The sequence below is a fragment of the Saccharopolyspora oryzae genome, from assembly GCF_027853915.1.
In the GTDB taxonomy this organism is placed as follows: domain Bacteria; phylum Actinomycetota; class Actinomycetes; order Mycobacteriales; family Pseudonocardiaceae; genus Saccharopolyspora; species Saccharopolyspora oryzae.
This window is the reverse complement of the sequence record NZ_JAQGLA010000035.1, coordinates 1-23,031: the sequence shown is the minus strand read 5'-3', so window position 1 is coordinate 23,031 and position 23,031 is coordinate 1. Positions and strand designations below refer to the sequence as shown.

The following is a 23,031-nucleotide window of genomic DNA, read 5'->3' as shown; positions in this document are numbered from 1 at the left end:
GCTCACGGCACCTGACCTGTGAAAAGTCCGCTCTCAGCGCGTCGGGCTGGGTTCGGATTCCGGGAGTTCGACGACCTTCACGCGGCTGACGCGCTCGTGCCAGCCGAGTCCGGCGACCATCGCCACCACCAGCACGAACCCGATCCACTGCGTCGCGCTCAGCTCCGCGCCCAGCACGAACACCCCGATGATCGCCGCGGTCGCCGGAAAGGCCAGCTCCGCCAACGTCGCCCGCGCCGCCGGCGTGGTGCTCAGACCCACGTAGTACAGCCCCAAGGCGATCAGTCCCGGGATCAGCGCCAGCAGGACCAACCCGAACGCGTTGTCCCAGCCGACCGCCACCGGCGAGCCGCTGAGCAGCAGGACCACCGCTGCCGCGGGCAGGCCGATCGAGAACCTCAGCGCCGTGACGTCCCGAGCGGGAATCCGACTGCTCACGTACCTGCCCAGCACGGTTCCCGCCGCCCACAACGCCGCCGCACCCAGGGCCAACAACGCGGGCAGGACCTGTGAAACCTCGATGTGCAGCGGGTTTTCGAACGCCAGCAACCACGCCCCGACCAGCGACGGGACCGCGAACAGGAAGTACCGCGCGGTCAACCGCTCGCGCAGCAGCGCGAACGACGCCACCGCCGCGAAGATCGGCTGCAACTTCTGCAGGACCAGCGGCGTGACCGGGTCCCCGACCTGGAACGCCGTGGTGAACAGAGCGGTCGCCAACGCCGACGACCCCACGCCGACGGCGATCATCGCGATGCGCTCGCGCGGTCCGCACGCCAACAGCGCGCGCCACGCGCGGGGCAGCAGCGGCGCCAGCAGCAGCACGATGATCACGTGCTCCCAGAACACCACGCTGGCCGAGGGGAGCGCCGTCGCGAGGGGTTGCCGCCACAGTGCGTCCGTGCCCCACATCGCGGTGGCCAGCGCCACCAACCAAGTCCGGTCCGCACCCCGCTCCAACGCCATGATTTCAACCTATCGAGCGTCCCCGACCCCGTTTCACGTGACACGACACCCGCGGCGCACCACCCTAGGCTCGAAATCGGGCACTCCGGATGCCACTTCACGCCACGCCCGTGGCAGCGAACTAGACATCACGGGCAGAATCGACACCGCTACGGCCGGTGACGGATAAGGACAGATACCAATGCTTCAGCAGCGGACCCGACTGCTCGGTTCGATCTTCGGCGCGTGCGCGGCGGTCGCGCTGGTCGCCGGGTGCGGCGGCGGCCAGCCCACGCCCCCGCCCGCCGGGCAGCCGACCCAGGAACACCCGCCGACCCACGGGCAGACCGCCGCGGCCAAGCAGGCCTCGGCGACCTTCGGCCCGTACAAGCCGGACGCCAAGGCGGTCACCTACGACCCCGCCCTGGTCCCGGACGGCGCGCAGATCAACCTGACCTCGCAGCGGAGCGGCGGCCAGACCAAGATCACCGTCGACCTCAAGGGCCTGGTGCCCAACCGCGAGTACGGCGCCCACGTGCACACCAAGCCCTGCGGCCCCACCGGCGAGGACGCCGGCCCGCACTTCCAGGAGAAGGCGGACCCGGTCAAGCCGTCGGTCGACCCGGCCTTCGCGAACCCGAAGAACGAGGTGTGGCTGGACTTCCACACCGACGCGCAGGGCAACGCCAGCACCAGCGCGGACGGCAACTGGTCCTTCGACACCCGCCAGGACGCGAAGTCCTTCGTGATCCACTCATCGCACACCCACACCGAACCCGGCAAGGCGGGCACCGCCGGAGACCGCCTCGCCTGCCTCAACGCCTCGTTCTGACCTGCGGAAGGGCGCTCGCAGTGCGGGCGCCCTTCTTTCAGGGTCGATTCTTTAACTGACCAATCAGTTAATCTGCTGGTGATCGCTACCTCCGCCGCGAGGACATCGACGCGGGCTTCCAGCACGGCAAGGCGCAAGGACCTCGTCTTCCTGGACGCGACCACGAGGCAACTAGCCCGCCGCAAATCCTCCGACCTCCCGAAGGACCAGGTCAGGGCCGCCTTCGAGCACTTCGGCTACCCGCGGGCGGGCACCACCGACCCGCACAAGAACGACGTCCCCAGTGGCTCGACGGCCACCCGGCCCTAGACGAAGAGACCAACGCCCTCCTCCGGGCCAGGTCCCGAGCCCTCGAAGACAAGCAGCGCGGAGCAGCAGCCGAACTGGCTGACCAGCTCCAAGCCCTCGGAGTGGTCCTCCGAGACAGAGCAGGAATCCAGCGATACCGCCAGATCCCCACCCGGAAGCCCCTGACCAACCCCGTCTTCCCCTTCAGAGGCGCACCGGGTCAGACGGTGATGAGAGGAACCTGCACCCCGACAGCGTCCGACAGCTTTCGGAGGTCCACGGGGTCCGAGGTGAGCACCGCTGTTCCGTGGCTGATCGCAGCGACGACGACCGCCGCGTCGACGACGTCCGCGGTTCCGGAAGCCGCGAGCAGCCTCCCCACCGCTTCAGCCATCTCGTCGGTGAAAGGCACTGACTGGCACATTCGGCGCAGGACACCGAGTTGAGCCTGCCGCGGACTCGCACGCCACACCTGAGCCAGCACGACAGCAGGCAACAACGCGCGATTCCCCGTCTCGAGCAGGTCGCGGCACGCGCCGTAAACCTTGCCTCGGGGGTTGTTCTCGACTGAGATCAGCGCGCCCGCATCGAGCACGAGGCCCCGGCCGCTCACCCGACACGCCGTTCGTCGCTGAATCCGAGCAGCTTGGCGAGGGCGGCCTGCCGCGCGGCGGCTTCCTCGGGCGGTTCCGGCATCCCCACCCCGGCCTCAGCGAGTTCGCTCCTGACCTGCGCGAGTTCTTCAGGATCGGGTTCACCGAACTTGGCCGCGTACTCCTGCGCGGCGAGCTGGGCGTCCGCCAGGTCGGCAGCCGCCTCGGCCGCCTCGGCCAGCCAGGTGGACAACGGCACACCTGCACGTTCAGCCGCACGTCGAGCACGAGCGGCAACCAGATCGGGTAGCGACACGCTGAGCTTCTCCACCGCCATGACTGCATGGTATCCGCAGAAGTAGTACCACGGTAGTACCGAGCGAGGCGGCTTGGGGCGGGTGTCACACCTGCGGTGGGTGAAGGTCTTTTCCGGCGTCGGTGACAATGGTGGGGTGACCGCCACCTTGTCCAAGCCCGCCTTGAAGATCGGACCGCACCAGGTCGATCCGCCGGTCGTGCTCGCGCCGATGGCCGGGATCACCAACGTCGCGTTCCGCCGGCTGTGCCGCGAGTACGGCGCCGGGCTCTACGTGTGCGAGATGATCACGAGCCGGGCGCTGGTCGAACGGCACCCCAAGACGCTCGAGATGATCACCTTCGCCCCGGACGAGCACCCGCGCTCCATGCAGCTCTACGGGGTCGACCCGGTGACCATGGGCAAGGCCGTCCAGATGATCGTCGACGAGGACCTCGCCGACCACGTCGACATGAACTTCGGCTGCCCGGTGCCGAAGGTGACCCGCAAGGGCGGGGGTTCCGCGCTGCCGTACAAGCGGCGGCTGTTCGCCGAGATCGTGCAGGCCGCGGTGCGCGCCGCCGAACCGGCCGGGATCCCGGTGACGGTGAAGTTCCGCATCGGCATCGACGACGACCACATCACCTACCTCGACGCGGGACGGCTGGCCGAGGAGAACGGCGCGGCGGCGGTCGCGCTGCACGGTCGCACCGCTGCCCAGCGCTACTCGGGCACCGCGGACTGGTCGGCGATCGCCCGGCTCAAGGAGCACGTCAAGACCATCCCGGTGCTCGGCAACGGCGACATCTTCAGCGCTGACGACGCCCTGCGGATGATGTCGGAGACCGGCTGCGACGGCGTCGTGGTCGGGCGCGGCTGCATGGGCCGCCCGTGGCTGTTCCGCGACCTGCAGGCAGCCTTCGCGGGCGAGCCGATCCCGACCGGGCCGAAGCTCGGCGAGGTCGCCGTGGTCCTCAGGCGGCACGCCGTGCTGCTCGCCGACCACATGGGCGAGGAGAAGGGCCTGCGCGACCTGCGCAAGCACATGCCGCAGTACCTGCGCGGCTTCCCGGTGGGCTCGGACCTGCGCAGGCAGTTCGGCATGGTGTCCAGCCTGGCCGAGCTCGACGACCTGCTGGCCCAGCTCGAGCACGACGCACCGTTCCCGATCGACGCCGAGGGCCCGCGCGGCCGCCAGGGCTCGGCCGGCAAGGTCGTGCTGCCGGAGGGCTGGCTCGACGACCCGGACGACATCACCGTCCCCACCGCGGCCGAGATCGACTCCAGCGGCGGCTGACGCCCCCTCCAGCGTGGCGGTCCGGGTAGGCGGCAAGACGAAGGACGAGGGCGCCCAGGTGTCGAAATCCGTTGCGCGCAGCCGATTCCGCTGCCGATCAGCCGTTCTCGTCGGCGCATCGGCAGCGGTTTTCGCAGCGGGCTGCGCGCAGCCGCCGCCGGAACCCGCCGCGGTCGGGCTGGCCGAGCAGTACTTCGCGGACAACAACGCCGCCGCCCGGTCGGGACCCGCCGCCCAGCAGGAGTTCTTCCGCCGCACGCAGCACCCGGACTTCACCGACCAGACCTGCGACCTCGGCGACACCACCGTCCAGCTGGACCCGGCGATGTCCACGCTGCGCCCCGATCCCGGCTACGCACCCGATGGTCTGGCGCCGCGCGGCGAGATCTGGGTGATCGGCGTCGAGGTGACCACCCGAACCGCGGGGACCACCACCGGACACCAGATCGGCTCGATGCACCTGGTCCTGCTCGACGGCCAGCTCCGCGCCTTCGCCCCCTGCCCCAGTGCCTGACGCGAATTCAATGGAAATCAGAGGTCCGATTTCCATTGAATTCGCGGAAGTTGTCCACAGGAATCCGGACTTGTCCACAGGTCTCGGCGTGTCGGCCACCCAGTCGTGGAACATCGTTGCGAGATCAAGAGCCCGTAACGCCACGCCGATGCGACACCGATTAAGTTGCGATGCGGTGGTGGAACTCACGTGCTCGTCTGCTCGTCCGAGCGGGTGGGTCCGTTCGGATTCGCTTCCCCATCCACCTCTCGCCCGGTACACATCAGGCAGTTGGGGATTCGAACGGCGCTCGCATTCGGACGAGGCCAGGGGGTCAGCCGGTTGAGCGAACTGAGCGACGAGCGGGTCAGACCAGCTCGACATGTCCGTCACACCCGAAGACACCACGGACGGGAGGTGAGTGCGATGACCGGCATGCGCAACGGTTTCGCGGGGCGGGAGCCCCTCCACGAGAGCGACGTGCCCCTGCTGCCGTCCGGCCGACGCACCCGCCAGGACCTGGCCAACGGGACCGGGATGGCGGAGCTGCACGAATCGATCGCGAGCCTGCTGGCCGCACGCGGCCAGTGGCGCCAGGCCTACCACCACCTGCGCTCGGCGCTGGACGCGCGATCCAGCGTCCCGCGGGTTCCGGAGCAGCTGCGGCACGAGGTCAACCGGCTGCGCCGCGAGCACGCCGAAGCCCGCGAGCAGAGCCTGCGCGACAGCCTCACCGCCAGCTACAACCGCCGCTACCTGGACGAACGGCTGGCCGACCTGCTCACCGAGCACGCCGGGACCGATGCCGGGCTCGCCGTCGCGCTGGTCGACCTCGACTGGTTCAAGCAGGTCAACGACAACTACGGGCACCTGCTGGGCGACCGGGTGCTGCAACGCGTCGTCGACCTGCTGCAGAAGTCGCTGCCCAGCGGGGCGTTCTGCGCCCGCTACGGCGGCGAGGAGTTCGTGCTCGTGCTGCCCGACGTCGACCCGGCCGAGGCGGTGGCGGTGTGCGAGACGGCCCGCTCCCTGGTGGAGCGGTTCCCGTGGTCGCAAATGGCCCCGGGGCTGCGGGTGACGGTCAGCATCGGCGTCGCGCACGAGCACACCGCCGCCGGACCCGCGCCGGTCTCCGCCGAACAGCAGTTGATCAGCGCGGACGCGCTGCTCTACGCGGCGAAGCAGGCGGGGCGCAACGCGGTCGCCCACCGGATGGGATCCGATGTCCGTTTGGCCGGAATCGCCGCCGAGCGACGAGGAACACATCCGAGAAAGGCGTCGAGTTACTGATCGGCACCTGCCATCATCGCTCGGCGTGATCAACCGTGTTTGCGCCGGTCAACCGGCATAGCACGGTTGGCCGCAATAGACGAGGCACGAGGTACGATCGTGCACTGATTGTGAAGAAATTGTCGGTCCTATCGTCAGTTCGGGCGATCGGCCGTACTATCTCGGAGGCGCCGTCCGATACACGTCGGGGGGTATCGAGCGCGTCGGCATCATGCAGACCGTTGGCATTTTCGAAGGTGGGAGGGAAAAGGCGTGCCGCAAGACCCCCGGCATGGCGAGGTCGGGCACCGGCGTTCCCGCCCGGAAGCCGATGCTGACGACGGCTCCGCCGCTACCGGTCGACGCCGCCGCGCACTCAGCGAAGACGGCACCGGCGGTACCCGAGTCATAGACCTGCTGTCCAAGCACGGCAAGGCCCCCGGTGGCTCCAACCACCGGCGCGCGGCCGAACCGGAGCCCCCGCAGCCCCAGCCGCCCCGCAACACCCGTCCCCCGCAGCCCGGCCCGGCCGCTCCCCCCGAAGCGTCCGAACCGGCCTCGCGGCCCCCGGAAGCCGCACCGCGGCGCCGCCAAGCTCCCCCGAACCGTCCCGGCACACCGCCTCCGGGCTGGACTCCGCCCGCCGGTGGTCGTCCCCCGCAGCCGCCCGCTCGACGCCAGGACACCCCGCCTCCGCCCAGCCGCCGACCGGCGGCGGGTGGCGCCGCAGCCGCCTTCGCCGGTGGCGCAGCCGCCCGCGGCGGACGCCCGGACGAACCGCCGGTCAACGGTGGCCCCCGCAACGGCGCCCCCGTCGAACCACCGCGCGGCGCCGCACCCGCTGAACCCCCGCGCGGCGCCGCTCCGGCCAAGCCACCGGTCAACGGCACGCCCGCCGAGCCCCCGCGCAACGACGTCGAGGCCACGCAGATCAGCCAGGCGCTGTCCGGCGCACCGGCCAGCCCGCCGCGCCGGATGCGCCAGCCCGCGCCGAAACGCCCGGTCCCGCCCCCGGTGAACGAGGACCTCGAGGCCACCACCCAGCACGCCCCGGTGCCCCCGGCACCGCCGAAGGCCGAGGCGACCTCGGTGGTCTCGCGGCTCAACCCCGAGGAGCAGGCGACCACCTTCGCCAAGCCGGTCACTCCGCCGAAGCGCAAGCCCGCCGCGCCGGTGAACGCCGCCGAGGAGACCGCGATCGTCGCGGCCCCGGACGACCTCTCCGACCTGGTCGACGACGACGAGTTCGACGACCTGGACGAGGACCTCGAAGCCGACGAGGAGTCGAGCGAGGAGCGGCAGGCGGACATCAAGCAGATCGACGCCACGCTCGCCCGCTTCTCCGCGGTCCACGACGAGATCGCCGCCGAGGAGGAGGCCCGCCGCAAGAAGTTCTCGTGGCTGCTCGGCAAGCGCAAGGAGCCCGAGCTCGGCACCGACATGCCCTTCGACTTCCACGACGAGGAGGGCCGCGGCGGCCAGTCCCGGATGGAGTGGAAGAAGAAGCAGCGCAAGCGCCGCACCAACCTGATCGTGATGGCGGTCGCGGTGGCCGCTTCGCTGTCGGTGTTCCTGACGCTCGGCTTCGCCTGGGGCGCCACCACGTTCTGGGGCCCGTCGTCCATCGCGGCGCTGGACCCGAACTCCGACTCCATCAAGGACGTCGCCAAGCAGACCGGTGACCAGAACTTCCTGCTGGTCGGTTCGGACACCCGCGCCGGGGCCAGGCCCGAGGACGGCGTGGGCACCGAGGAGGAGTCCGCAGGCGCCCGCGCGGACACCACGATGATCGCGCACATCCCGGCCGACCGGAGCCGCGTGGTCCTGGTGTCGTTCCCGCGCGATCTGCAGGTCGACATGCCCGCGTGCGAGCGCTGGGACGCCAAGACCGGCCAGTACACCGGTCAGCAGGTGCCTGCCCGCCAGGACGTCCGGCTCAACGAGGCTTACGCCGTGGGCGGTCCGCTGTGCACCACGAAGGTCGTCCAGCAGATCTCCGGTCTGCGGGTGGACAGCTTCCTGGGCATCGACTTCAACGGCTTCAAGTCCATGGTGGACGCGGTGCAGGGCGTCGAGGTCTGCACCGAGAAGCCGATCATCGACGACACGCTCGGCACCGTGATCCCCGAGGCCGGCAAGCACACCATCAGCGGCGAGCAGGCGCTCAGCTACGTGCGCGCCCGGCACGTCCAGGGCGACCCGACCTCGGACTACGGCCGCATGCAGCGCCAGCAGATGTTCCTGTCCGCGCTGCTGCGCAAGACGATGTCCGGCCAGGTGCTGCTCGACCCGGGCAAGCTCAGCAACTTCGTCAAGGCGGTCAGCGCCAACACCTTCGGCGAGAACATCGGCGCCGACCGGCTGATGGACCTGGGCCAGCAGCTGCAGGGCCTGGACCCGAAGAAGGTCACCTTCATCACCGTGCCCACCACCGGCTACGCCAACGACGAGGGCATGGAGGTCCTGCGCGAGGACGACACCCGCGCGCTGTTCCAGTCCATCCTCGACGACCAGCCGGTGACCACCGACGCCCAGCCCCAGCAGGCGGCCAACACCCAGAACCTGCCCAGCGGCGGCGGTGCCAGCTTCCACCCGGCGAAGCCGAGCGACGGCGAGGAGCCGCCGCCCGCGACCGGCCTGTCCACGGTGAACGCCGGAACCGACCTCTGCGGCTGAGAACCCGCTCACGGCTCGTGAGCACTTTGTGGTGCTATCACGCCACAAAGTGCTCACGAGCCGTTCTGGTCCCGCCCGGAACGATCATGAAACCCCTGCTCGAGCAGGGATTCCTCACTTCGTGTTAACCGCTGGTTCACCACGGGGCATTCTTCGCGATCCCGCCTGGAAGTACTCTGGGTTGCATGCGTGAGGTCTACCAGGAACAGCTCGGCGAGCAGGCCGAAGAACTCGCTTCGATGTCGGCCATGGTCGGCGCCGCCATGGAGCGCGCCACCAAGGCACTCCTGGAGGCCGACCTCGAGTTGGCCGAACAGGTCATCGAGGACGACGTGCAGGTCGACGAGGCGCGGGCGCGCGCGGAGGAGCACGCCTTCGGGCTGCTCGCCCTCCAGGCGCCGGTGGCCGGCGACCTGCGGACGGTCATCTCCACCATCCACACCGCCGAGGACCTCGAGCGGATGGGCGACCTGGCGCTGCACGTGGCCAAGACCGCCCGCCGCCGCCACCCGAACGCGGTGCTGCCGCCGGACGTGCAGCCGTACTTCGCCGAGATGGGCCGGATCGCGGTCAAGCTCGCCGAGCGCGCGCGGACGGTCATCCAGACCCAGGACGTGGAAGCCGCGCGCGGGCTGGAGGAGGACGACGACGAGATGGACGACCTCCACCGCCACCTGTTCACCGTGATGATGAGCCCGGAGTGGTCGCACGGCGTGGCCGCCGCGGTGGACGTCACGCTGCTCGGCCGGTTCTACGAGCGCTTCGCGGACCACGCGGTGTCGGTGGCTCGCCGGGTCGTGTTCATCGTGACCGGAAAGATGCCGAACAGCTGAGGCGTTTCCGCAGCTCGCCGCCGCTGTGACCGACGAAGTATTAATACTCGGTCTCAGTACTCGCTACTGCTGATCGCCATGTGCGATCCTCGTTCGGGTGAGAACGTTCCGAACCGGGGTCGCTGAGGTGCGCGTTGCGTAAGAGTCCGACCGTGCACAGACGACGGCTGGGCAGCGAGCTGCGGCGGCTGCGCGAATCCGCGGGGCGCACGCACCGCGAAGTCGCCGCCCACCTGGACTGCTCCCAGGGCAAGATCAGCCAGATCGAACTCGGCCGGGTACCGGTCCGCACCTCCGACGTGCGGCTGATGGCCGAGTTCTACGGCGTGACCACCGAACAGCTCTCCTCGCTGGTGGACCTCGCGCAGGACTCCAAGCAGCGCGGCTGGTGGCAGCAGTACCCGAGCACGGCGCAACGGCCGGGCCTGCAGACCTACCTCGGCCTGGAGACCTCGGCGAAGGCGGTGAGCTGCTACGGCGCGGACCCGCTGCCGGAGCTGCTGCAGACCGCCGACTACAGCCGCGCGCTGCTGACCGCCGAGGTCCACGAGCTCACCCAGGACGATCTGCAGGAGCGGCTCGCGGTGATCTCGACCCGCCAGCAGCGCCTGCTCGGCGAGCAGCCGCTGGAGCTGTGGGCGGTGCTGGACGAGTCCGCGCTGCGGCGCTCGGTCGGCGGCCCCGGCGTGATGCGCCAGCAGCTGGAGCACCTGGTGCTGCTGGGCTACCGGCGCAACGTGACGATCCAGGTGCTGCCGTTCCGGGTGGGCGGCCACCCGCTGATGGGCGACCGGATCGCGGTGTTCTCCTTCGCCGACGAGGCCGACCCGCAGGTGGTCCACCTCGGCGACTCGGCGAACTCCCGATTCCTGGACAAACCCGCGGACACGGCGAACTACCTCAAGGCCTTCGAGCAGGTCTGCACCAAGGCCCTCAACCCGAAGGACTCCAGCGCCTTCATCTCCGCCATCGCCGACGAATCCCCGGCCTGACCGCAAAAAGGCGCCGCCCGGACCGGGCGGCGCCTTTCAAGCCGTAACCCCAGCGGTATGGCCTGCCACCGTCAGCGACTACCAGGGACCGTTCTGGGATCTTCGTACGCTACGGTACCCCGTCGTGCGGCTGTCGCACTCGCCAGCGGCTTCCCCGGTGCCCCTGACCGCGCGCGCAGCACCATCGAACAGCCCGTCACCCGGTTGCACGAGCTGAGGAACAGACTGGCGTACCACGAGAGGGTCTGGAATTTGCCTTTGAAGGCCCGGTGTCAGGCGACCGTTGTTCCGCCTTCGGCGGAGTCGGTGGAGCGGCTGAGCTCCTCCCAGGCGTCGATGTCGTCCTGGACGCGTTGGCGCCCGGCGGCGACCAGGCGCAGCGCGTCCGAGCCGAGCAGGACGTGCACGGGCGGCTTCTCCGCGTCCAGGAGGGTGAGGATGGCGTCGCCCGCGCGATCGGGGTCACCGATGCCCTGGCCCGCGCGGGCCTGGCGGCGGGTCCGGATCGGGTCGAACAGCTCGTCGTAGTCGGCGATGCTGCGCGGTGCGCGGACCAGCGACCTGCCCGCCCAGTCGGTCTTGAACGCGCCGGGGGCCACGGCGGTGACCCGCACGCCGAACTGGGTGACCTCTTGGGCGAGGGTGTCGGTCATGCCTTCCAGGGCGTGCTTGCTGCCTTCGTAGAACGCCAGTCCGGGGAAGGTGGTGTGCCCGCCCATCGAGGTGATGACGAAGATGTGGCCGCCGCGCCGTTCCCGCATGCCGGGCAGGACCGCCTTCACGGTCGCCACCGTGCCGAACACGTTGACCTCGAACTGGCGGCGCAGGTCGTCCATCGACGACTCCTCGAAGGTGCCTTCGAGCCCGTAGCCGGCGTTGGCCACGAGCACCTCGACCGGGCCGAGTTCCGCTTCGACGTCCCGCACCACGGGCTCGATCCGGTCCGCGTCGGACAGGTCGAGGATGAAGGGCCGGGCGCGGTCGGGGTCCAGCGCCCGGAAGGCGGCCGCGTGCTGCTCGGTGCGCACGGTGCCCGCGACCCGGTGCCCGGCCGCCAGGGCCCGTCGGGCGATGGCCAGCCCGAGGCCGGTGCTGACGCCGGTGATCAGGAATGTCTTGCTCACTGCGGATGTCCTTTCGTGGATGGGGTGTCAGGCCGCGGGGCGTGCGTGGGCACGGCGGCATGGACCCCGCGGGTGTGGCGGGGCCTTATCTGGGTGGTGTTGGCGCTGGTCAGGACTCGGCGGCGGTGTCCCGGGGAGTCGCGGTGGCGGGTTCGCTGCCCCAGCTGGCCAGCAGTCGCAGGCGCTCCTGGGATGGCGAGCCGGTCGGCGCGCTGTAGACGACGAGCGATTGGCCCGGGTCGGCGACCGAGGTGAAGATCTCGTACTGCAGCTCCAGGTCACCGACGACGGGGTGGTGGAGGCGCTTGAGGCCGGTGCTGCGTTCCTGGACGCGGTGTTCCGACCACCACGCCGGGAACTCGGGGGAGCGCATCATCAGCTCACCGATCAGGTTGGCGATGCGCTGGTTCCGCGGCTGGGCGGCGGCGGCCAGCCGCAACCCGTGCACGTAGTCGCGGGCGACGCGTTCCCAGTCGCACCACACCAGGCGAGCACGCGGATCCAGCAGCGTCCAGCGCGCCATGCTGCGCTCCCGGCGTGGCAGCTCGGCCACGTCGGGGAACAGCAACGCCCACAACGCGTTCCCGCCGACGACGGTGAGGTTCCGGTCGCTGACGAAAGCAGGAACCAGATCCATCGACTCCAGCACCTGCCGCAGCGCCGGACGCAGCTGCGACGAGCGCTCGGCCCGGTCCTCGTGCCCGGCCGCGGTGCCCGCGAGGGCGAACAGGTGCCGCCGCTCGATGTCGTCGAACCGCAGCGCGTCGCAGAGGGCGTGCAGCACCTGTTCGGACGGCTGCCGGGCGCGGCCCTGTTCCAGGCGGGTGTAGTACTCGGTGCTCACCCCGGCCAGCTGCGCGACCTCGCTGCGCCGCAGACCGGTGACCCGGCGACCGGTGTCGAACTCGACCGGCAGACCGACCTCGTCCGGCGTGAGTCCCGCGCGGCGGGCCCGCAGGAAGTCGCCCAAGTCGTTTTTGCCCATAGCCAGAGTTTGCTCTCCGCCCGGCCGGTCACCAAGGGCGTAGCTGGCCCTGCCAGTACTACGCACCGGGCCGTGCGCGGCCCGTCGCCTGGAGGTAGTCCTTGGTGGACTGGTCTGCGGGGAAGAAGGACTCGATCGCCAGTTCTGCGACCGTGATGTCGAGCGGGGTGCCGAAGACCGTTGTGGTGCTGAAGAACGACAGCACCTCATCGCCGCGGCGGAATCGCAGCGGGACCACGACGTCACCGGCGCCGGGAACGTCCACTTCGGACTCCGGCTGGTCGCACGGGTAGTCGCGGAGTTCGGCGTGCAGGTCGTGCAGCACCGGATCGCCCGTCGCAGCCGCTTGGCGGCGCAGTCGGCCTAGGACGTGGGCGCGCCATTCGCCGAGGTTGACGATGTTCGGCGCCGCGCCCTCCGGGTGCAGGCTCAGCCGCAGCACGTTGACCGGTGGGGCCAGCAGGTCCGGCGCCGCGCCGTCGAGGAAGAGCTGGACCCCGGCGTTGCCGTCGACCAGGTTCCAGTGCCGGTCGACCACCAGCGCCGGATTCGGCTCGTGCCCGGCGAGGACCTGCCGCAGCGCCGTGCGCACCGCGTCGAGCTCGGGCGCGTCCAGCGAGCTCGCCGGGTAGACCGGCGCGTACCCGCCGGCCAGCAGCAGACCGTTGCGCTCGCGCAGCGGGACGTCGAGCTGCTCGCTGAGCCGCAGGATCATCTCCCGGGTCGGCTTCGACCGGCCGGTCTCGACGAAGCTGAGGTGCCGCGAGGAGATGTCGGCGTCCAGCGACAGCTGCAGCTGGCTCAACCGCCGCCGCTCCCGCCATTGCCGCAGCAGTGCGCCCACCGGGCGAGGTTCCACCGTCGTCACACCACGACAGTAGCCAGCACGACCATTACCTCCCGGGTAATCGACGCGATGACGTCCGCGCAGCAGTCTTGGACGCATCGAAACCCCAGAACCGGGAGGAAATCCGATGAACGCCGAACTCCTCGACCGCTACCTCGCCACCTGGAACGAGCGCGACGCGGACAAGCGCCGGGCCATGGTCGACGACCTCTTCGCCCCGGAAGGCACCTACACCGACCCGCTGGCCGACGTCCGGGGCCGGGAAGCGATCGACGCGACGATCGCGGCGGTCCAGGCCCAGTTCCCGGACTTCGCCTTCCGCGCCGGCGAGGTCTTCGACGCCCACCACCACATCGCCCGCTTCACCTGGGAACTCGGCCCGGCCGACGCCGAAGCCCCGATCATCGGCTTCGACGTCGCAGTCCTCGACGACAACGCCCAGATCCGCCAGGTCCACGGCTTCCTCGACAAGGTCGCCTGACCCGGGTCACCCCAGGGGTGGTCAATTTCGCGAGAAATTGACCACCACCCGGTCCGCAGGACGACGAAGGGGCTCACCGAGCGTTCAGCGCTGCCAGCACGCTGCGGGTTCGTCGCTGGTCGTCCGCGGTTCCGAAGGGGGCCGCGACGAGTTCGGTGGCCCCGGCCTCGACAAACCGGCGCAGCTCCCGCTCCACCGCGAGGTCGTCACCGATCACCGCGACGTCCTCCGGGCCGTTGAGGCCCTGCCGGTCCAGCACGGCGCGATAGGCGGGCAGTTCCCCGGCGACTGCGAGCTGCTCGGCGAACTGCTCGCGGGCGGCGTCCACTTCGGACGTCACGCACACCGAAACCATGGCGACCACCCGGGGTTGCTGCGCGACAGCGCTGATCGTCGGCACGATGTGCTCGTCGAGGGCGCGCGGCCCGGCCCAGACCGTGATCGTCCCGTCGGCGAGTTCACCGGCGATCCGCAGCATCACCGGCCCGAGCGCCGACAGCAGCAGACCCGGCGGCCGGGCACCGGGGACGTCGACGCGACCGGTGGCGCGCAGGACCGCACCGCGGTGATCCACCGCTTCCCCGCGCAGCAAGGGCCCGAGCGCGGACAGGTACTCCCGCACGTGCCTGGTCGGCTTGTCGAAGTCGTAGCCGAACTGGTCCTCGATGATCGTCCGGTGGCTGGGCCCGATTCCCAGGTCGAGCCGGTTCCCGATGACCGCCTGCGCGGTCAGCGCCTGCCCGGCCAGTGCCAGCGGGTGTCGCGGGTAGGTCGGCACGATCGCCGTGCCGAGCCGGATGCCGGGCACCTCGGCCCCGAGCGCGGTCAGCGCCGTCAGCGCGTCCCAGGAATCGTGCTGTCCCAGCCAGAACGCCCCGAACCCGGCAGCGGCCGCCGCGCGCACGTCGGCCAGCAGCTCGCCGTGGGTTCGTCCGCGTTCATCGATGCAAAGCCCGATCCTCACGTTCCCTCCCAGGGGTAAACCGGACCATCGGTCCGCTTGATCGGACGGTAGCATAGGCGGACCGACAGTCCGGTTTTTCGGGAGGCGACGTGCCCAGGCAGGAACGAGCCGATGCGGCGCGGAACCGCCGGGCGGTGCTCGCGGCGGCCGAACGACTGCTGGTCGAGCGCGGCGGCGACCACGTGTCGCTGGACGCGGTGGCGGCCGAAGCAGGAGTCGGCAAGGGCACGGTGTTCCGCCGCTTCGGCAGCCGCGCGGGCCTGATCCGGGAGCTCCTGGAGGAGCGGTCCCGAACGCTGCGCGAGCAGGTCACCGACGGTCCGCCACCGCTGGGCACCGGAGCGCCACCCCGCGAGCGGCTGCTCGCGTTCCTGGCGGAGCTGACCGTCATCGGCGAGCAGAACGCCGCGCTCATCTCAGCCCACGAAGCCTCCTGCGGGGACCACAAGCACGAGGACCCGAGCTACCGCTTCTGGGCCGGGCACATCGCCGCCCTGATCGCCGCGGAACGCCCGGACCTGGACGCGGACTTCCTGGGCCACGCGATCCTGGCGACCTTCGACGCGGACCTGATCCGCCACGTGCAGAGCCAGGGCAAGTCCTTCACCAGCGCGGTCCAGGCCCTGGCCACCGCCCTGCTCGACGGGCCGTGAGACGACGGAGGGCACCTCCGACCGGAGTCGGGGGTGCCCTTCCGTTGCGGGTCGATCAGCCGAAGCGGCCGGAGATGTAGTCCTCGGTGGCCTTCTGGGTCGGGTTGGAGAAGATCTTGCCCGTCTCGTCGATCTCCACCAGCTGGCCCGGCTCGCCCACCGCGCGCAGGTTGAAGAACGCCGTCTGGTCGCTCACCCGCGCCGCCTGCTGCATGTTGTGGGTGACGATGACGATCGTGAACTCCTGCTTGAGGTTCGCGATCAGGTCCTCGATCGCCAGCGTCGAGATCGGGTCCAGCGCCGAGCACGGCTCGTCCATCAGCAGGACGTCCGGGCGCACCGCGATGGCCCGCGCGATGCACAGCCGCTGCTGCTGACCACCGGAGAGGCCGCCGCCCGGCTTGTTCAGCCGGTCCTTGACCTCTTCCCACAGGTTCGCGCCGCGCAGGGCGCGCTCGGCGACCTCGTCGAGCTTCTTCTTGTTCTTCTCGCCGGCCAGCTTCAGCCCGGCCACCACGTTGTCCCGGATGGACATCGTCGGGAACGGGTTGGCCCGCTGGAACACCATGCCGATGGTCTTGCGCACCTGCACCGGGTCCACATCGCTGGCGTAGATGTCCTCGCCGTCGAGCATCACCTTGCCCTCGACGCGGGTACCGGGGATGACCTCGTGCATCCGGTTCAGCGACCGCAGCACGGTCGACTTGCCGCAACCGGACGGGCCGATGAACGCGGTGACGCTGCGGGCCGGCACCTGCAGGGTCACGTCCTGCACGGCGTGGAACTTGCCGTAGTGCAGGTTCAGGTCCTTGATGTCGAGACGCTTGGCCATGTTTCGGTCCCTACTTCGTCTTGATCGCGAAGAGCCTGGACAGCAGCGACGCGACAAGGTTGATCAGCATGATGACGAGCACGAGGGTGAGCGCGGCGCCCCACATCCGGTAGTCACCGGCCACGGTTCCGGTGCTGCGCTCCATGTAGATGGCCAGCGGCAGCGACGCCAGTTCGCCCTGGAACAGGTTGAAGTTGATCGAGGAGGAGTAGCCCACCAGGATCAGCAGCGGTGCGGTCTCGCCGAGCACGCGGGCCAGGCCGAGCATCACACCGGTCAGGATGCCCGACAGCGCCGTCGGGAGCACGATCTTCATGATCGTCTTCCACTTCGGCAGGCCGAGCGCGTAAGCCGCCTCGCGCAGCTCGTCCGGCACGATCAGCAGCATCGTCTCGGTGACCCGGACGACCACCGGGACCATCAGCAGCAGCAGGGCCAGCGCCACCGCGAAGCCGCTGCGGGTGAAGCCGAAGGTGGTGATCCACAGCGCGTAGATGAACAGGCCGGCCACGATGGACGGCAGACCGCTGAGGATGTCCACCATGAAGGTGGCGACCTTCGCGAACCGCGAGGACTTGCCGTACTCGACCAGGTAGATGCCGACCATGATGCCCAGCGGCACCGAGATGACCAGGCAGACCAGGCCTTCGAGCAGGGTGCCGACCAGCGCGTGGTAGATGCCGCCGCCGAAGTCGTTGGGCAGCAGGCCGTTGAACGAGTGCGTCCACCAGTCCGCGCTGAGCACCGGCTTGAGACCGCGCGCCAGCAGCGTCCACAGCACCCAGAGCAGCGGGACCACCGCGATCACGAACGCCGCGGCGAACAGCGTGGTGGCCAGGTGGTTCTTGAACTTCCGCGCGAAGCTGATCCGCTGGAACGCCGGTGGCGTGGCCAGCTGCTCCACGTCAGCGGTGTCGGTCCTCATGCTTTCCCCTTACCGCTGCGGCTCTCGATCCAACGCGCGATCGCGTTGACGGCGAAGGTGATGATGAACAGCACCAGGCCCGCCGAGATGTAGGCGCCGACCTGGATGTGGTTGTTGAACTCCGCGGAACCGAGCGCGATCTTGGAGGCGAAGGTGGCCCCCGCGTCGAAGATGCTGTAACCGGGCGGGGCGGTGGTGGAGCTGAGGATGATGGTCAGCGCCATCGTCTCGCCCAGCGCGCGGCCCAGGCCCAGCATCGAGCCGCCGATGAACCCGTTGCGGCCGAACGGCCACACCGTGGTCCGCACGACCTCCCACTGGGTGGCGCCGAGCGCGAGCGCGCCCTCCACCTGCTGGTTCGGGGTCCGGGAGAAGACCTCGCGGGTGACGCCGGTGATGGTCGGGATGATCATCACGGCGAGCACGATCCCCGCGGTGAAGATGTCGGTGCCCAGGCCCATCGGGCGCACGTTGCCCTCGGCGAAGATCGGGATCCAGCCGAGGTACTCGTTCAGCCACAGGGCCACCGGCCGCAGCACCGGGCCGAGCACCAGGAAGCCCCAGAGGCCGTAGACGACCGACGGCACCGCGGCCAGCAGGTCGACGATGTAGGCGAACGGCCGGGCCAGGCTGCGCGGCGCGTAGCGGGTGAGGAACAGCGCGATCCCGCAGGACAGCGGCATCGCGATGATCAGCGCGACCAGCGAGCTGGCCACCGTCACCCAGGCCAGGTCGAGGATGCCGAACTTCAGGTTCGCCGGATCGCGGGTGTCCCACTCCCTGCTGAACAGGAAGTTCACCTCGTTGACCTGCAACGCGGGAACGGCGCGGATCAGCAGGAAGATCGCGATCGCCGCGATCAGGGCGACCACGAAAGCACCGGAGGCGGTGGCGATCGAGGAGAACACCCGATCGCCGAGGCGGCGCGTCTTGCCCGCTGAGATTTCGGGAGCGGAAATGGGAGCCTCCGGTCCGGAACTAGGCGCCGAAGCGCCCCGCGGGGCACCGGCACCGGTGTCCGCGGGGCGCTGATCGGCTCTCGTCGAGTCGGTCACTGCTGCTTGCAGCCTCTCACTTCGTAGATTCGACCCGTTGTTCGCCCGGGCGGGGTGCGACCCGGGTTACTCAGGAGATGGCGTTGATGGCCTCGGTGACCTTGGTCTTGAAGCCCTCCGGCAGCGGCACGTAACCGGCCTCCTGCAGCTGCTGCGGGTCGGCGTTGGCCGCGACGGTCAGGAACGCCTTGACCGCCTTCGCAGTCTCCGGGTCGTAGCCCTTGGAGCAGACGATCTCGTAGGTGTTGAGGACCAGCGGGTAGACGCCGGCCTCCTTGTTGCCGTAGATCGACTTGAGGTCGACGCGCAGGTCGTGGCCCTCGCCCTCGATCTTGGCGCCGTCGATGGCCTTGCCGACGTTCTCGGTGGTCAGCTCGACCGGGCCGGCACCGCTGTCGATCTTGGCCTGGCCCAGCTGGAGGTTCTTGGCGAACGACCACTCGACGTAGGTGATGGCACCCGGGGTGGCCTTGACCGACTGCGAGACCTGGTCGCTGCCCTCACGGCCCTGGCCGACGCCCGGACCGCCCTGGAAGTTCTTGCCCTCGCCGGTCCACGCGCCGCCGGTGGCGGTGGCCAGGTACTTCTGGAAGTTCTCGGTGGTTCCCGACTCGTCGGAGCGGAAGAACGGCACGATGTCGGTGGACGGCAGCTGCGCGTTCGGGTTCAGCGCCTTGATCGCCGGGTCGTCCCACTTCTTGATCTGGCCCTGGTAGATCTTGGCGATCACGTCGGCGTTGAGGGTCAGGTCCTTCACGCCGTCCACGTTGTAGGCGACGGCGACCGGGCCGAAGACCATCGGCAGGTTCCAGGCCGGGTTGCCCTTGCAGCGCTCGGCGGCCTTGGCGACCTCGCCCTTCTCCTCCTTCAGCGGCGAGTCGGAGCCGCCGAAGTCGATCTGGCCCGCGGTGAAGGCAGCGACACCCTTGCCGGAACCGGACTTGGTGTAGTTGACGTTCTGCCCCTGGCACTTGAGCCCGTAGTCGCGAGCGAAGACGTCAACAGCGTTCTTCTGCGCCGAGGAGCCTTCGCCCGAGACCGGCTTGGTGCCGCACTCGACCTGCAGCCCCTCCAGGGCCTGGTTGCCGCCGCCCTGCGGGGTGTTCTGGTCGGAACCGCAGCCGGCGAGCACGAGCGCGCCCGCGGCGAGAACGGCGAACGCAGCGCTGTGCCGCTTGATCTTCACTTCGTTCCTCCAGTGGGAAAACCTGCGGATGTGCGGCCAAAGCCCGGTGAAGGCCCTGCTCTTCGCCGCTCGCCCGGGACGTTAAGGAGTCGGGGTGGACGGTCCTCGCCATCCAGGTGAACGAAAGGTGAACAAGGCACGCTTAGTAAGCAGACCCACATTCAAACGGGGGAACACAGGCACGAAACCGATGGATCTCAGTGACGCAGAGCACGGGACGGTCAGCGGCTGAACTGCACGTCCACGTCCCACTTCTCGAACCCCAATCGCTGGTACACCTTCACCGCGGGAGCGTTGTCCGCCTCCACGTACAGAATCACCTGGCGGCAACCAGTGTCGCTCAAGTGTCGTAGTCCGGCCACTGTGAGTGACCGGCCCAGCCCACCGCCTTGCGCGTCCGGGTCCACCCCGACGACGTAGACCTCACCCGTTCCATCCGGGTGCACCTTCGTCCAGTGGAATCCGAGCAGCTCATCGCGCTCGTCCACGGCCAGGAAGAAACCGGCCGCGTCGAACCAGTCCTCGCGCTCCTTGATCCGCAGGTCCTGCTCGGTCATGTCGCCCTGCTCGGGGTGCCAGGAGAACGCCCGGTGGTTGACCGCCACCACGGCGGCCTCGTCGTGGTCCGGGCGGAAGGTGCGGATCCGCACGCCCTCCGGCAGCTCGACCTTCGGCAGCTCCGGCTCGGCCAGCTCCCGGCCCATCCGCCACAGCTCGCGGGGACGGCTGAAGCCGTACCGCTCGGACAGCCGCACCGCGCCCGGGTGCTCGCCGTGCGACCAGATCCGCAGCTTGGCGAGGTCCGGGGCGGGTTCGGCGGAGAGCTCCGCGCGCTCCAGCAGCGCCTCGACCAGGCGCGTGCCGGCGCCCTTGCGGCGGTGCTCGGGGTCGACCGCCAGCTCGGCGGTCAGCTGGCCGGAGGTCTTCTCGTGCTCGGTGTCCAGGTGCGCGTACCCGATGAGCTTGCCGCCCGCGTCGCGCAGCACGAAGTGCTCGGAGCGCACGTCGGCCTGCACCGGTTCGATCTGGTGGACGACGTCGCGGTGCGCCTTCAACCGCAGGATCACGTGCTCGCCGACCGGGGCCACCCCGTCGGCCTCCTCGGTCTTGTCGAGCAGGCCCATGACCTCGGCCGCTTCCCTGCTGTCCAGTCCATTACGCCAAGTCAGCTGCACGCCAAAGACGTTACCCAGCTTCCCGGCGGATGACGCGTGAAGAACGCAACGAACTCAGCCACCCCGACACCTGTGGACAAGTCCCGGGTCCTGTGGAGAACTTCCGCAAATTCAATGGAAATCGGACATCCGATTTCCATTGAATTTGCGTCAGAACACCGGTCAGCGGGTGGTGACGGCCTCGCGGGCGGGGGTCTGCTCCGCGGTTTCCGCGGCGATCGGGCTGTTGCCGCGGTTCGGGCGGACGAACTTGTAACCCACGTTGCGGACCGTGCCGATCATCGAGTCGTGCTCCGGGCCGAGCTTCGCGCGCAGCCGCCGGACGTGGACGTCGACCGTGCGGGTGCCGCCGAAGAAGTCGTAGCCCCACACCTCCTGCAGCAGCTGAGCCCGGGTGAACACCCGGCCCGCGTGCTGGGCGAGGTACTTGAGCAGCTCGAACTCCTTGTAGGTGAGCTCCAGCGCCCGGCCCTTCAACCGCGCCGTGTAGGTGGCCTCCTCGATCACGAGGTCGCCGACGCTCAGCGAATCGTCGCCGCTGCTGCCGGCCACGCCCTGGCGCGAGACGAGCAGGCGCAGCCGGGCGTCGATCTCGGCCGGACCGGTGGTCGGCAGCAGGATCTCGTCGACACCCCACTCGGCGCTGATCGTGACCAGGCCGCCCTCGTTGACCAGCGCGACCACCGGCACGTCACCGGCCGACAGCAGCCGGCACAGGTCCCGGGCGCCGACCAGGTCGGTGCGGGCATCGACGAGGATCACGTCGTGCGCGCCACCGGACAGGACAGCGCCCGGGTCCGCCGGCAGCACGCGGACGCGGTGCGGCAGCAGGGCGAGTGCGGGCAACACCGCTTCGCGATCTGGTTCGTTGGTCAGCAGCAGAAGTTCGGAGCTCATCCGGAGGGCCTCCGTCCCAAGGCGATCACCCGACGACCGGGCAGTCAGGGGCCACCCGCATGTGGCGGATGACTCGGCGTCGTTGCCTGTGGATGGCAAGGAGAATAACCGACATGCAGTGGAAAAGCCCAGGTCCAACGGGGCGCATCACATTTGTGAACAGCAGTCGACCGTTTGTTACGGGGGTGTGTCCGCCGCGCTCGGTGCAGCTGTCCGCCGCCGACGGGACCACTTTGCGCGGTCTGCTGCACCCCGGTCCCGGGCTGCCCGCCGACCTCGGATTCGTCATCGGGCACGGCTTCACCAACCACGTCCGCAAGCCCACCGTGCAACGGATCCTGCACCGCTTGGCCGGGCGTTCCCCGGTGCTCGCGATCGACTTCCGCGGCCACGGCCGGTCCGGCGGCCGGACCACCGTCGGACCGGCCGAGGCGCTGGACATCGACGCCGCCGTCGCGCACTTGCGCGAGCTCGGCTGCCGCAAGGTCGTCACGATCGGTTTCTCGCTGGGCGGCTCGGTGGTCCTGCGCCAGGCCGCGCTGGGCACGCCGCCGGACGCGGTGATCGCGGTGAGCAGCCCGGCCCGCTGGTGGGTGCGCGACACGCCCGCGATGCGTCGGGTGCACTGGCTGCTCGAGCAGCCGCACGGCCGGTTGAGCGCACGACTGCTGGGCGTCCGGCTCGCCCCGCCATGGGAGGAGGTGCCGATCTCGCCGATCGAGCTGGTCCCGCGCATCCCGGCGCCGCAGCTGATCGTGCACGGTGATCAGGACCACTACTTCCCGGTGGCCGACGCGGTCGCGCTCGGCGAAGCCGGTGGCGGCGAGTTGTGGCTGGAAGCGGGCATGCGGCACGCCGAGAGCGCGACCAGCCCGGATCTGGTGGACCGGATCTCCCGCTGGGCGGCCGATACAGTGGGGCCACCCGATCGTGGCGGTCGCTAGCGCTCCGCCGACCAGTCCTGCCCCGACCAGAACGGATCGCTCGGTGAAGAAGCTCGTCATCGCCCTCGTCATCATCGCGGGCCTGCTGGTGGGCGCCGACTTCGGCGCCGCCGCCATCGCCGAGAGCCAGGTGTCCCAGAAGGTCGCCGAGCAGCTGAAGCTGCGCGAGAACCCCGAGGTGCGGATCAACGGCTTCCCGTTCCTCACCCAGGTCATCGCCGGCAACTACCGCGACGTGCAGCTGGCCGCCGACTCGGTGCAGGTGGGCCCGTTCAACGAGGTCGGCATCGAGGCCGACCTGCACGGGGCGAAGGTGTCCGCCTCCGAGCTGATCTCCGGCACCGCCGACCACCCTCGTCATGGACGCCGCGGGCCGCGAGCTCTTCCGCATCAGCGGAGTCCCCCGCCGCGACAACCTCGCCACGGCCCACGAACCACACCTCACCACAG

General features: G+C 69.7%; 25 protein-coding genes. 12 read left to right on the top strand and 13 right to left on the bottom strand.

The genetic code is table 11. The features are described from left to right. Positions 1-33: 33 nt before the first annotated feature. Positions 34-966 (bottom strand): DMT family transporter, encoded by a 933-nt coding sequence (locus OU415_RS20810; RefSeq protein ID WP_270950589.1) that lies wholly within the window; start codon positions 964-966, stop codon positions 34-36. Positions 967-1,147: 181 nt separating this feature from the next. On the opposite strand from OU415_RS20810, the gene OU415_RS20805 reads away from it, so the two are divergent. Together OU415_RS20805 and OU415_RS20800 are read left to right on the top strand one after the other, a co-directional pair. Next, the gene (locus OU415_RS20805) at positions 1,148-1,777 is read left to right on the top strand and encodes a superoxide dismutase family protein (protein ID WP_270950588.1); all 630 of its coding nucleotides are present in this window, start codon (positions 1,148-1,150) and stop codon (positions 1,775-1,777) included. Between the two features lie 78 nt (positions 1,778-1,855). Then, positions 1,856-2,086, top strand: coding sequence for a YqeB family protein (locus OU415_RS20800; RefSeq protein WP_270950586.1), 231 nt, complete (start codon positions 1,856-1,858; stop codon positions 2,084-2,086). Between the two features lie 199 nt (positions 2,087-2,285). On the opposite strand, the gene OU415_RS20795 is transcribed toward OU415_RS20800, so the two are convergent. Together OU415_RS20795 and OU415_RS20790 are read right to left on the bottom strand one after the other, a co-directional pair. Next, complete coding sequence (locus tag OU415_RS20795) at positions 2,286-2,678, bottom strand: PIN domain-containing protein (RefSeq protein ID WP_270950585.1); 393 nt, start codon at positions 2,676-2,678, stop codon at positions 2,286-2,288. After that, complete coding sequence (locus OU415_RS20790) at positions 2,675-2,995, bottom strand: hypothetical protein (RefSeq protein WP_270950584.1); 321 nt, start codon at positions 2,993-2,995, stop codon at positions 2,675-2,677. The genes OU415_RS20795 and OU415_RS20790 overlap by 4 nt, the downstream gene beginning before the upstream one ends. 115 nt (positions 2,996-3,110) lie before the next feature. Here OU415_RS20790 and dusB point away from each other — a divergent pair, with 115 nt between their 5' ends. The 6 genes from dusB (at position 3,111) to OU415_RS20760 (ending at position 10,513) form a co-directional block, all read left to right on the top strand. Beyond that, on the top strand, positions 3,111-4,250 hold the full coding sequence (gene dusB, locus OU415_RS20785) for a tRNA dihydrouridine synthase DusB (RefSeq protein WP_270950582.1): 1,140 nt from the start codon (positions 3,111-3,113) through the stop codon (positions 4,248-4,250). A gap of 58 nt (positions 4,251-4,308) precedes the next feature. Further along, positions 4,309-4,764 (top strand): hypothetical protein, encoded by a 456-nt coding sequence (locus OU415_RS20780; protein ID WP_270950581.1) that lies wholly within the window; start codon positions 4,309-4,311, stop codon positions 4,762-4,764. A 405-nt stretch (positions 4,765-5,169) separates the two neighbouring features. After that, positions 5,170-6,033: a GGDEF domain-containing protein gene (locus OU415_RS20775; protein ID WP_270950580.1), complete on the top strand. Its 864-nt coding sequence runs from the start codon at positions 5,170-5,172 to the stop codon at positions 6,031-6,033. A gap of 252 nt (positions 6,034-6,285) precedes the next feature. Next, the gene (locus OU415_RS20770; protein WP_270950579.1) at positions 6,286-8,688 is read left to right on the top strand and encodes an LCP family protein; all 2,403 of its coding nucleotides are present in this window, start codon (positions 6,286-6,288) and stop codon (positions 8,686-8,688) included. A 185-nt stretch (positions 8,689-8,873) separates the two neighbouring features. Next, positions 8,874-9,521, top strand: a complete 648-nt coding sequence (phoU, locus tag OU415_RS20765) for a phosphate signaling complex protein PhoU (protein ID WP_270950578.1) — start codon at positions 8,874-8,876, stop codon at positions 9,519-9,521. Positions 9,522-9,673: 152 nt separating this feature from the next. Further along, a complete protein-coding gene (locus OU415_RS20760) occupies positions 9,674-10,513 on the top strand; it encodes a helix-turn-helix domain-containing protein (protein ID WP_270950577.1) in 840 nt (279 codons plus the stop codon). Positions 10,514-10,785: 272 nt separating this feature from the next. On the opposite strand, the gene OU415_RS20755 is transcribed toward OU415_RS20760, so the two are convergent. From OU415_RS20755 to OU415_RS20745, 3 genes are all read right to left on the bottom strand, one after another. Continuing rightward, positions 10,786-11,637: an oxidoreductase gene (locus tag OU415_RS20755; protein WP_270950576.1), complete on the bottom strand. Its 852-nt coding sequence runs from the start codon at positions 11,635-11,637 to the stop codon at positions 10,786-10,788. 109 nt (positions 11,638-11,746) lie between these two features. Beyond that, positions 11,747-12,622 carry a helix-turn-helix transcriptional regulator gene (locus tag OU415_RS20750; RefSeq protein ID WP_270950575.1) on the bottom strand — a complete coding sequence of 292 codons (876 nt, stop codon included), beginning with the start codon at positions 12,620-12,622 and terminating at the stop codon, positions 11,747-11,749. Between the two features lie 58 nt (positions 12,623-12,680). Beyond that, positions 12,681-13,490 carry a helix-turn-helix domain-containing protein gene (locus OU415_RS20745; protein WP_270950574.1) on the bottom strand — a complete coding sequence of 270 codons (810 nt, stop codon included), beginning with the start codon at positions 13,488-13,490 and terminating at the stop codon, positions 12,681-12,683. A gap of 106 nt (positions 13,491-13,596) precedes the next feature. Here OU415_RS20745 and OU415_RS20740 point away from each other — a divergent pair, with 106 nt between their 5' ends. Next, a complete protein-coding gene (locus OU415_RS20740) occupies positions 13,597-13,950 on the top strand; it encodes a nuclear transport factor 2 family protein (RefSeq protein ID WP_270950573.1) in 354 nt (117 codons plus the stop codon). 73 nt (positions 13,951-14,023) lie between these two features. On the opposite strand, the gene OU415_RS20735 is transcribed toward OU415_RS20740, so the two are convergent. Then, positions 14,024-14,914, bottom strand: coding sequence for a TIGR03564 family F420-dependent LLM class oxidoreductase (locus OU415_RS20735; protein WP_270950572.1), 891 nt, complete (start codon positions 14,912-14,914; stop codon positions 14,024-14,026). Between the two features lie 89 nt (positions 14,915-15,003). Between OU415_RS20735 and OU415_RS20730 the strand changes: the two genes are divergently transcribed. Next, a complete protein-coding gene (locus tag OU415_RS20730) occupies positions 15,004-15,567 on the top strand; it encodes a TetR/AcrR family transcriptional regulator (RefSeq protein ID WP_270950571.1) in 564 nt (187 codons plus the stop codon). Positions 15,568-15,622: 55 nt separating this feature from the next. Here OU415_RS20730 and pstB read toward each other — a convergent pair whose 3' ends face one another. The 6 genes from pstB to OU415_RS20700 form a co-directional block, all read right to left on the bottom strand. After that, a complete protein-coding gene (gene pstB, locus OU415_RS20725) occupies positions 15,623-16,399 on the bottom strand; it encodes a phosphate ABC transporter ATP-binding protein PstB (RefSeq protein WP_270950570.1) in 777 nt (258 codons plus the stop codon). Positions 16,400-16,409: 10 nt separating this feature from the next. Further along, positions 16,410-17,324, bottom strand: coding sequence for a phosphate ABC transporter permease PstA (pstA, locus tag OU415_RS20720; RefSeq protein ID WP_270950569.1), 915 nt, complete (start codon positions 17,322-17,324; stop codon positions 16,410-16,412). Next, entirely contained in the window at positions 17,321-18,232 is a 912-nt protein-coding gene (pstC, locus tag OU415_RS20715) for a phosphate ABC transporter permease subunit PstC (RefSeq protein ID WP_270950568.1), read from the bottom strand. Before pstC ends, pstA begins: the two co-directional genes overlap by 4 nt. A 217-nt stretch (positions 18,233-18,449) precedes the next feature. Next, positions 18,450-19,565 (bottom strand): phosphate ABC transporter substrate-binding protein PstS, encoded by a 1,116-nt coding sequence (gene pstS, locus OU415_RS20710; RefSeq protein WP_270950567.1) that lies wholly within the window; start codon positions 19,563-19,565, stop codon positions 18,450-18,452. A gap of 221 nt (positions 19,566-19,786) precedes the next feature. Then, on the bottom strand, positions 19,787-20,740 hold the full coding sequence (gene mshD / locus OU415_RS20705; protein WP_408641879.1) for a mycothiol synthase: 954 nt from the start codon (positions 20,738-20,740) through the stop codon (positions 19,787-19,789). Positions 20,741-20,902: 162 nt separating this feature from the next. After that, the gene (locus tag OU415_RS20700; RefSeq protein ID WP_270950566.1) at positions 20,903-21,637 is read right to left on the bottom strand and encodes a winged helix-turn-helix transcriptional regulator; all 735 of its coding nucleotides are present in this window, start codon (positions 21,635-21,637) and stop codon (positions 20,903-20,905) included. Positions 21,638-21,840: 203 nt separating this feature from the next. On the opposite strand from OU415_RS20700, the gene OU415_RS20695 reads away from it, so the two are divergent. Together OU415_RS20695 and OU415_RS20690 are read left to right on the top strand one after the other, a co-directional pair. After that, positions 21,841-22,581: an alpha/beta hydrolase gene (locus OU415_RS20695; protein WP_270950565.1), complete on the top strand. Its 741-nt coding sequence runs from the start codon at positions 21,841-21,843 to the stop codon at positions 22,579-22,581. A 43-nt stretch (positions 22,582-22,624) separates the two neighbouring features. Continuing rightward, positions 22,625-23,031, top strand: a 407-nt coding sequence (locus OU415_RS20690) for an LmeA family phospholipid-binding protein (protein ID WP_270950563.1), incomplete at its 3' end; no start/stop codon positions are given.

Bases quoted from the DNA above. Each gene is read 5' to 3' on its own strand.
- OU415_RS20810 (WP_270950589.1), bottom strand. From the start codon at position 966: ATGGCGTTGGAGCGGGGTGCGGACCGGACTTGGTTGGTGGCGCTGGCC.
- OU415_RS20805 (WP_270950588.1), top strand. From the start codon at position 1,148: ATGCTTCAGCAGCGGACCCGACTGCTCGGTTCGATCTTCGGCGCGTGC.
- OU415_RS20790 (WP_270950584.1), bottom strand. From the start codon at position 2,995: ATGGCGGTGGAGAAGCTCAGCGTGTCGCTACCCGATCTGGTTGCCGCT.
- OU415_RS20775 (WP_270950580.1), top strand. From the start codon at position 5,170: ATGACCGGCATGCGCAACGGTTTCGCGGGGCGGGAGCCCCTCCACGAG.
- phoU (WP_270950578.1), top strand. From the start codon at position 8,874: ATGCGTGAGGTCTACCAGGAACAGCTCGGCGAGCAGGCCGAAGAACTC.
- OU415_RS20750 (WP_270950575.1), bottom strand. From the start codon at position 12,622: ATGGGCAAAAACGACTTGGGCGACTTCCTGCGGGCCCGCCGCGCGGGA.
- OU415_RS20740 (WP_270950573.1), top strand. From the start codon at position 13,597: ATGAACGCCGAACTCCTCGACCGCTACCTCGCCACCTGGAACGAGCGC.
- pstB (WP_270950570.1), bottom strand. From the start codon at position 16,399: ATGGCCAAGCGTCTCGACATCAAGGACCTGAACCTGCACTACGGCAAG.
- pstA (WP_270950569.1), bottom strand. From the start codon at position 17,324: ATGAGGACCGACACCGCTGACGTGGAGCAGCTGGCCACGCCACCGGCG.
- OU415_RS20700 (WP_270950566.1), bottom strand. From the start codon at position 21,637: ATGAGCTCCGAACTTCTGCTGCTGACCAACGAACCAGATCGCGAAGCG.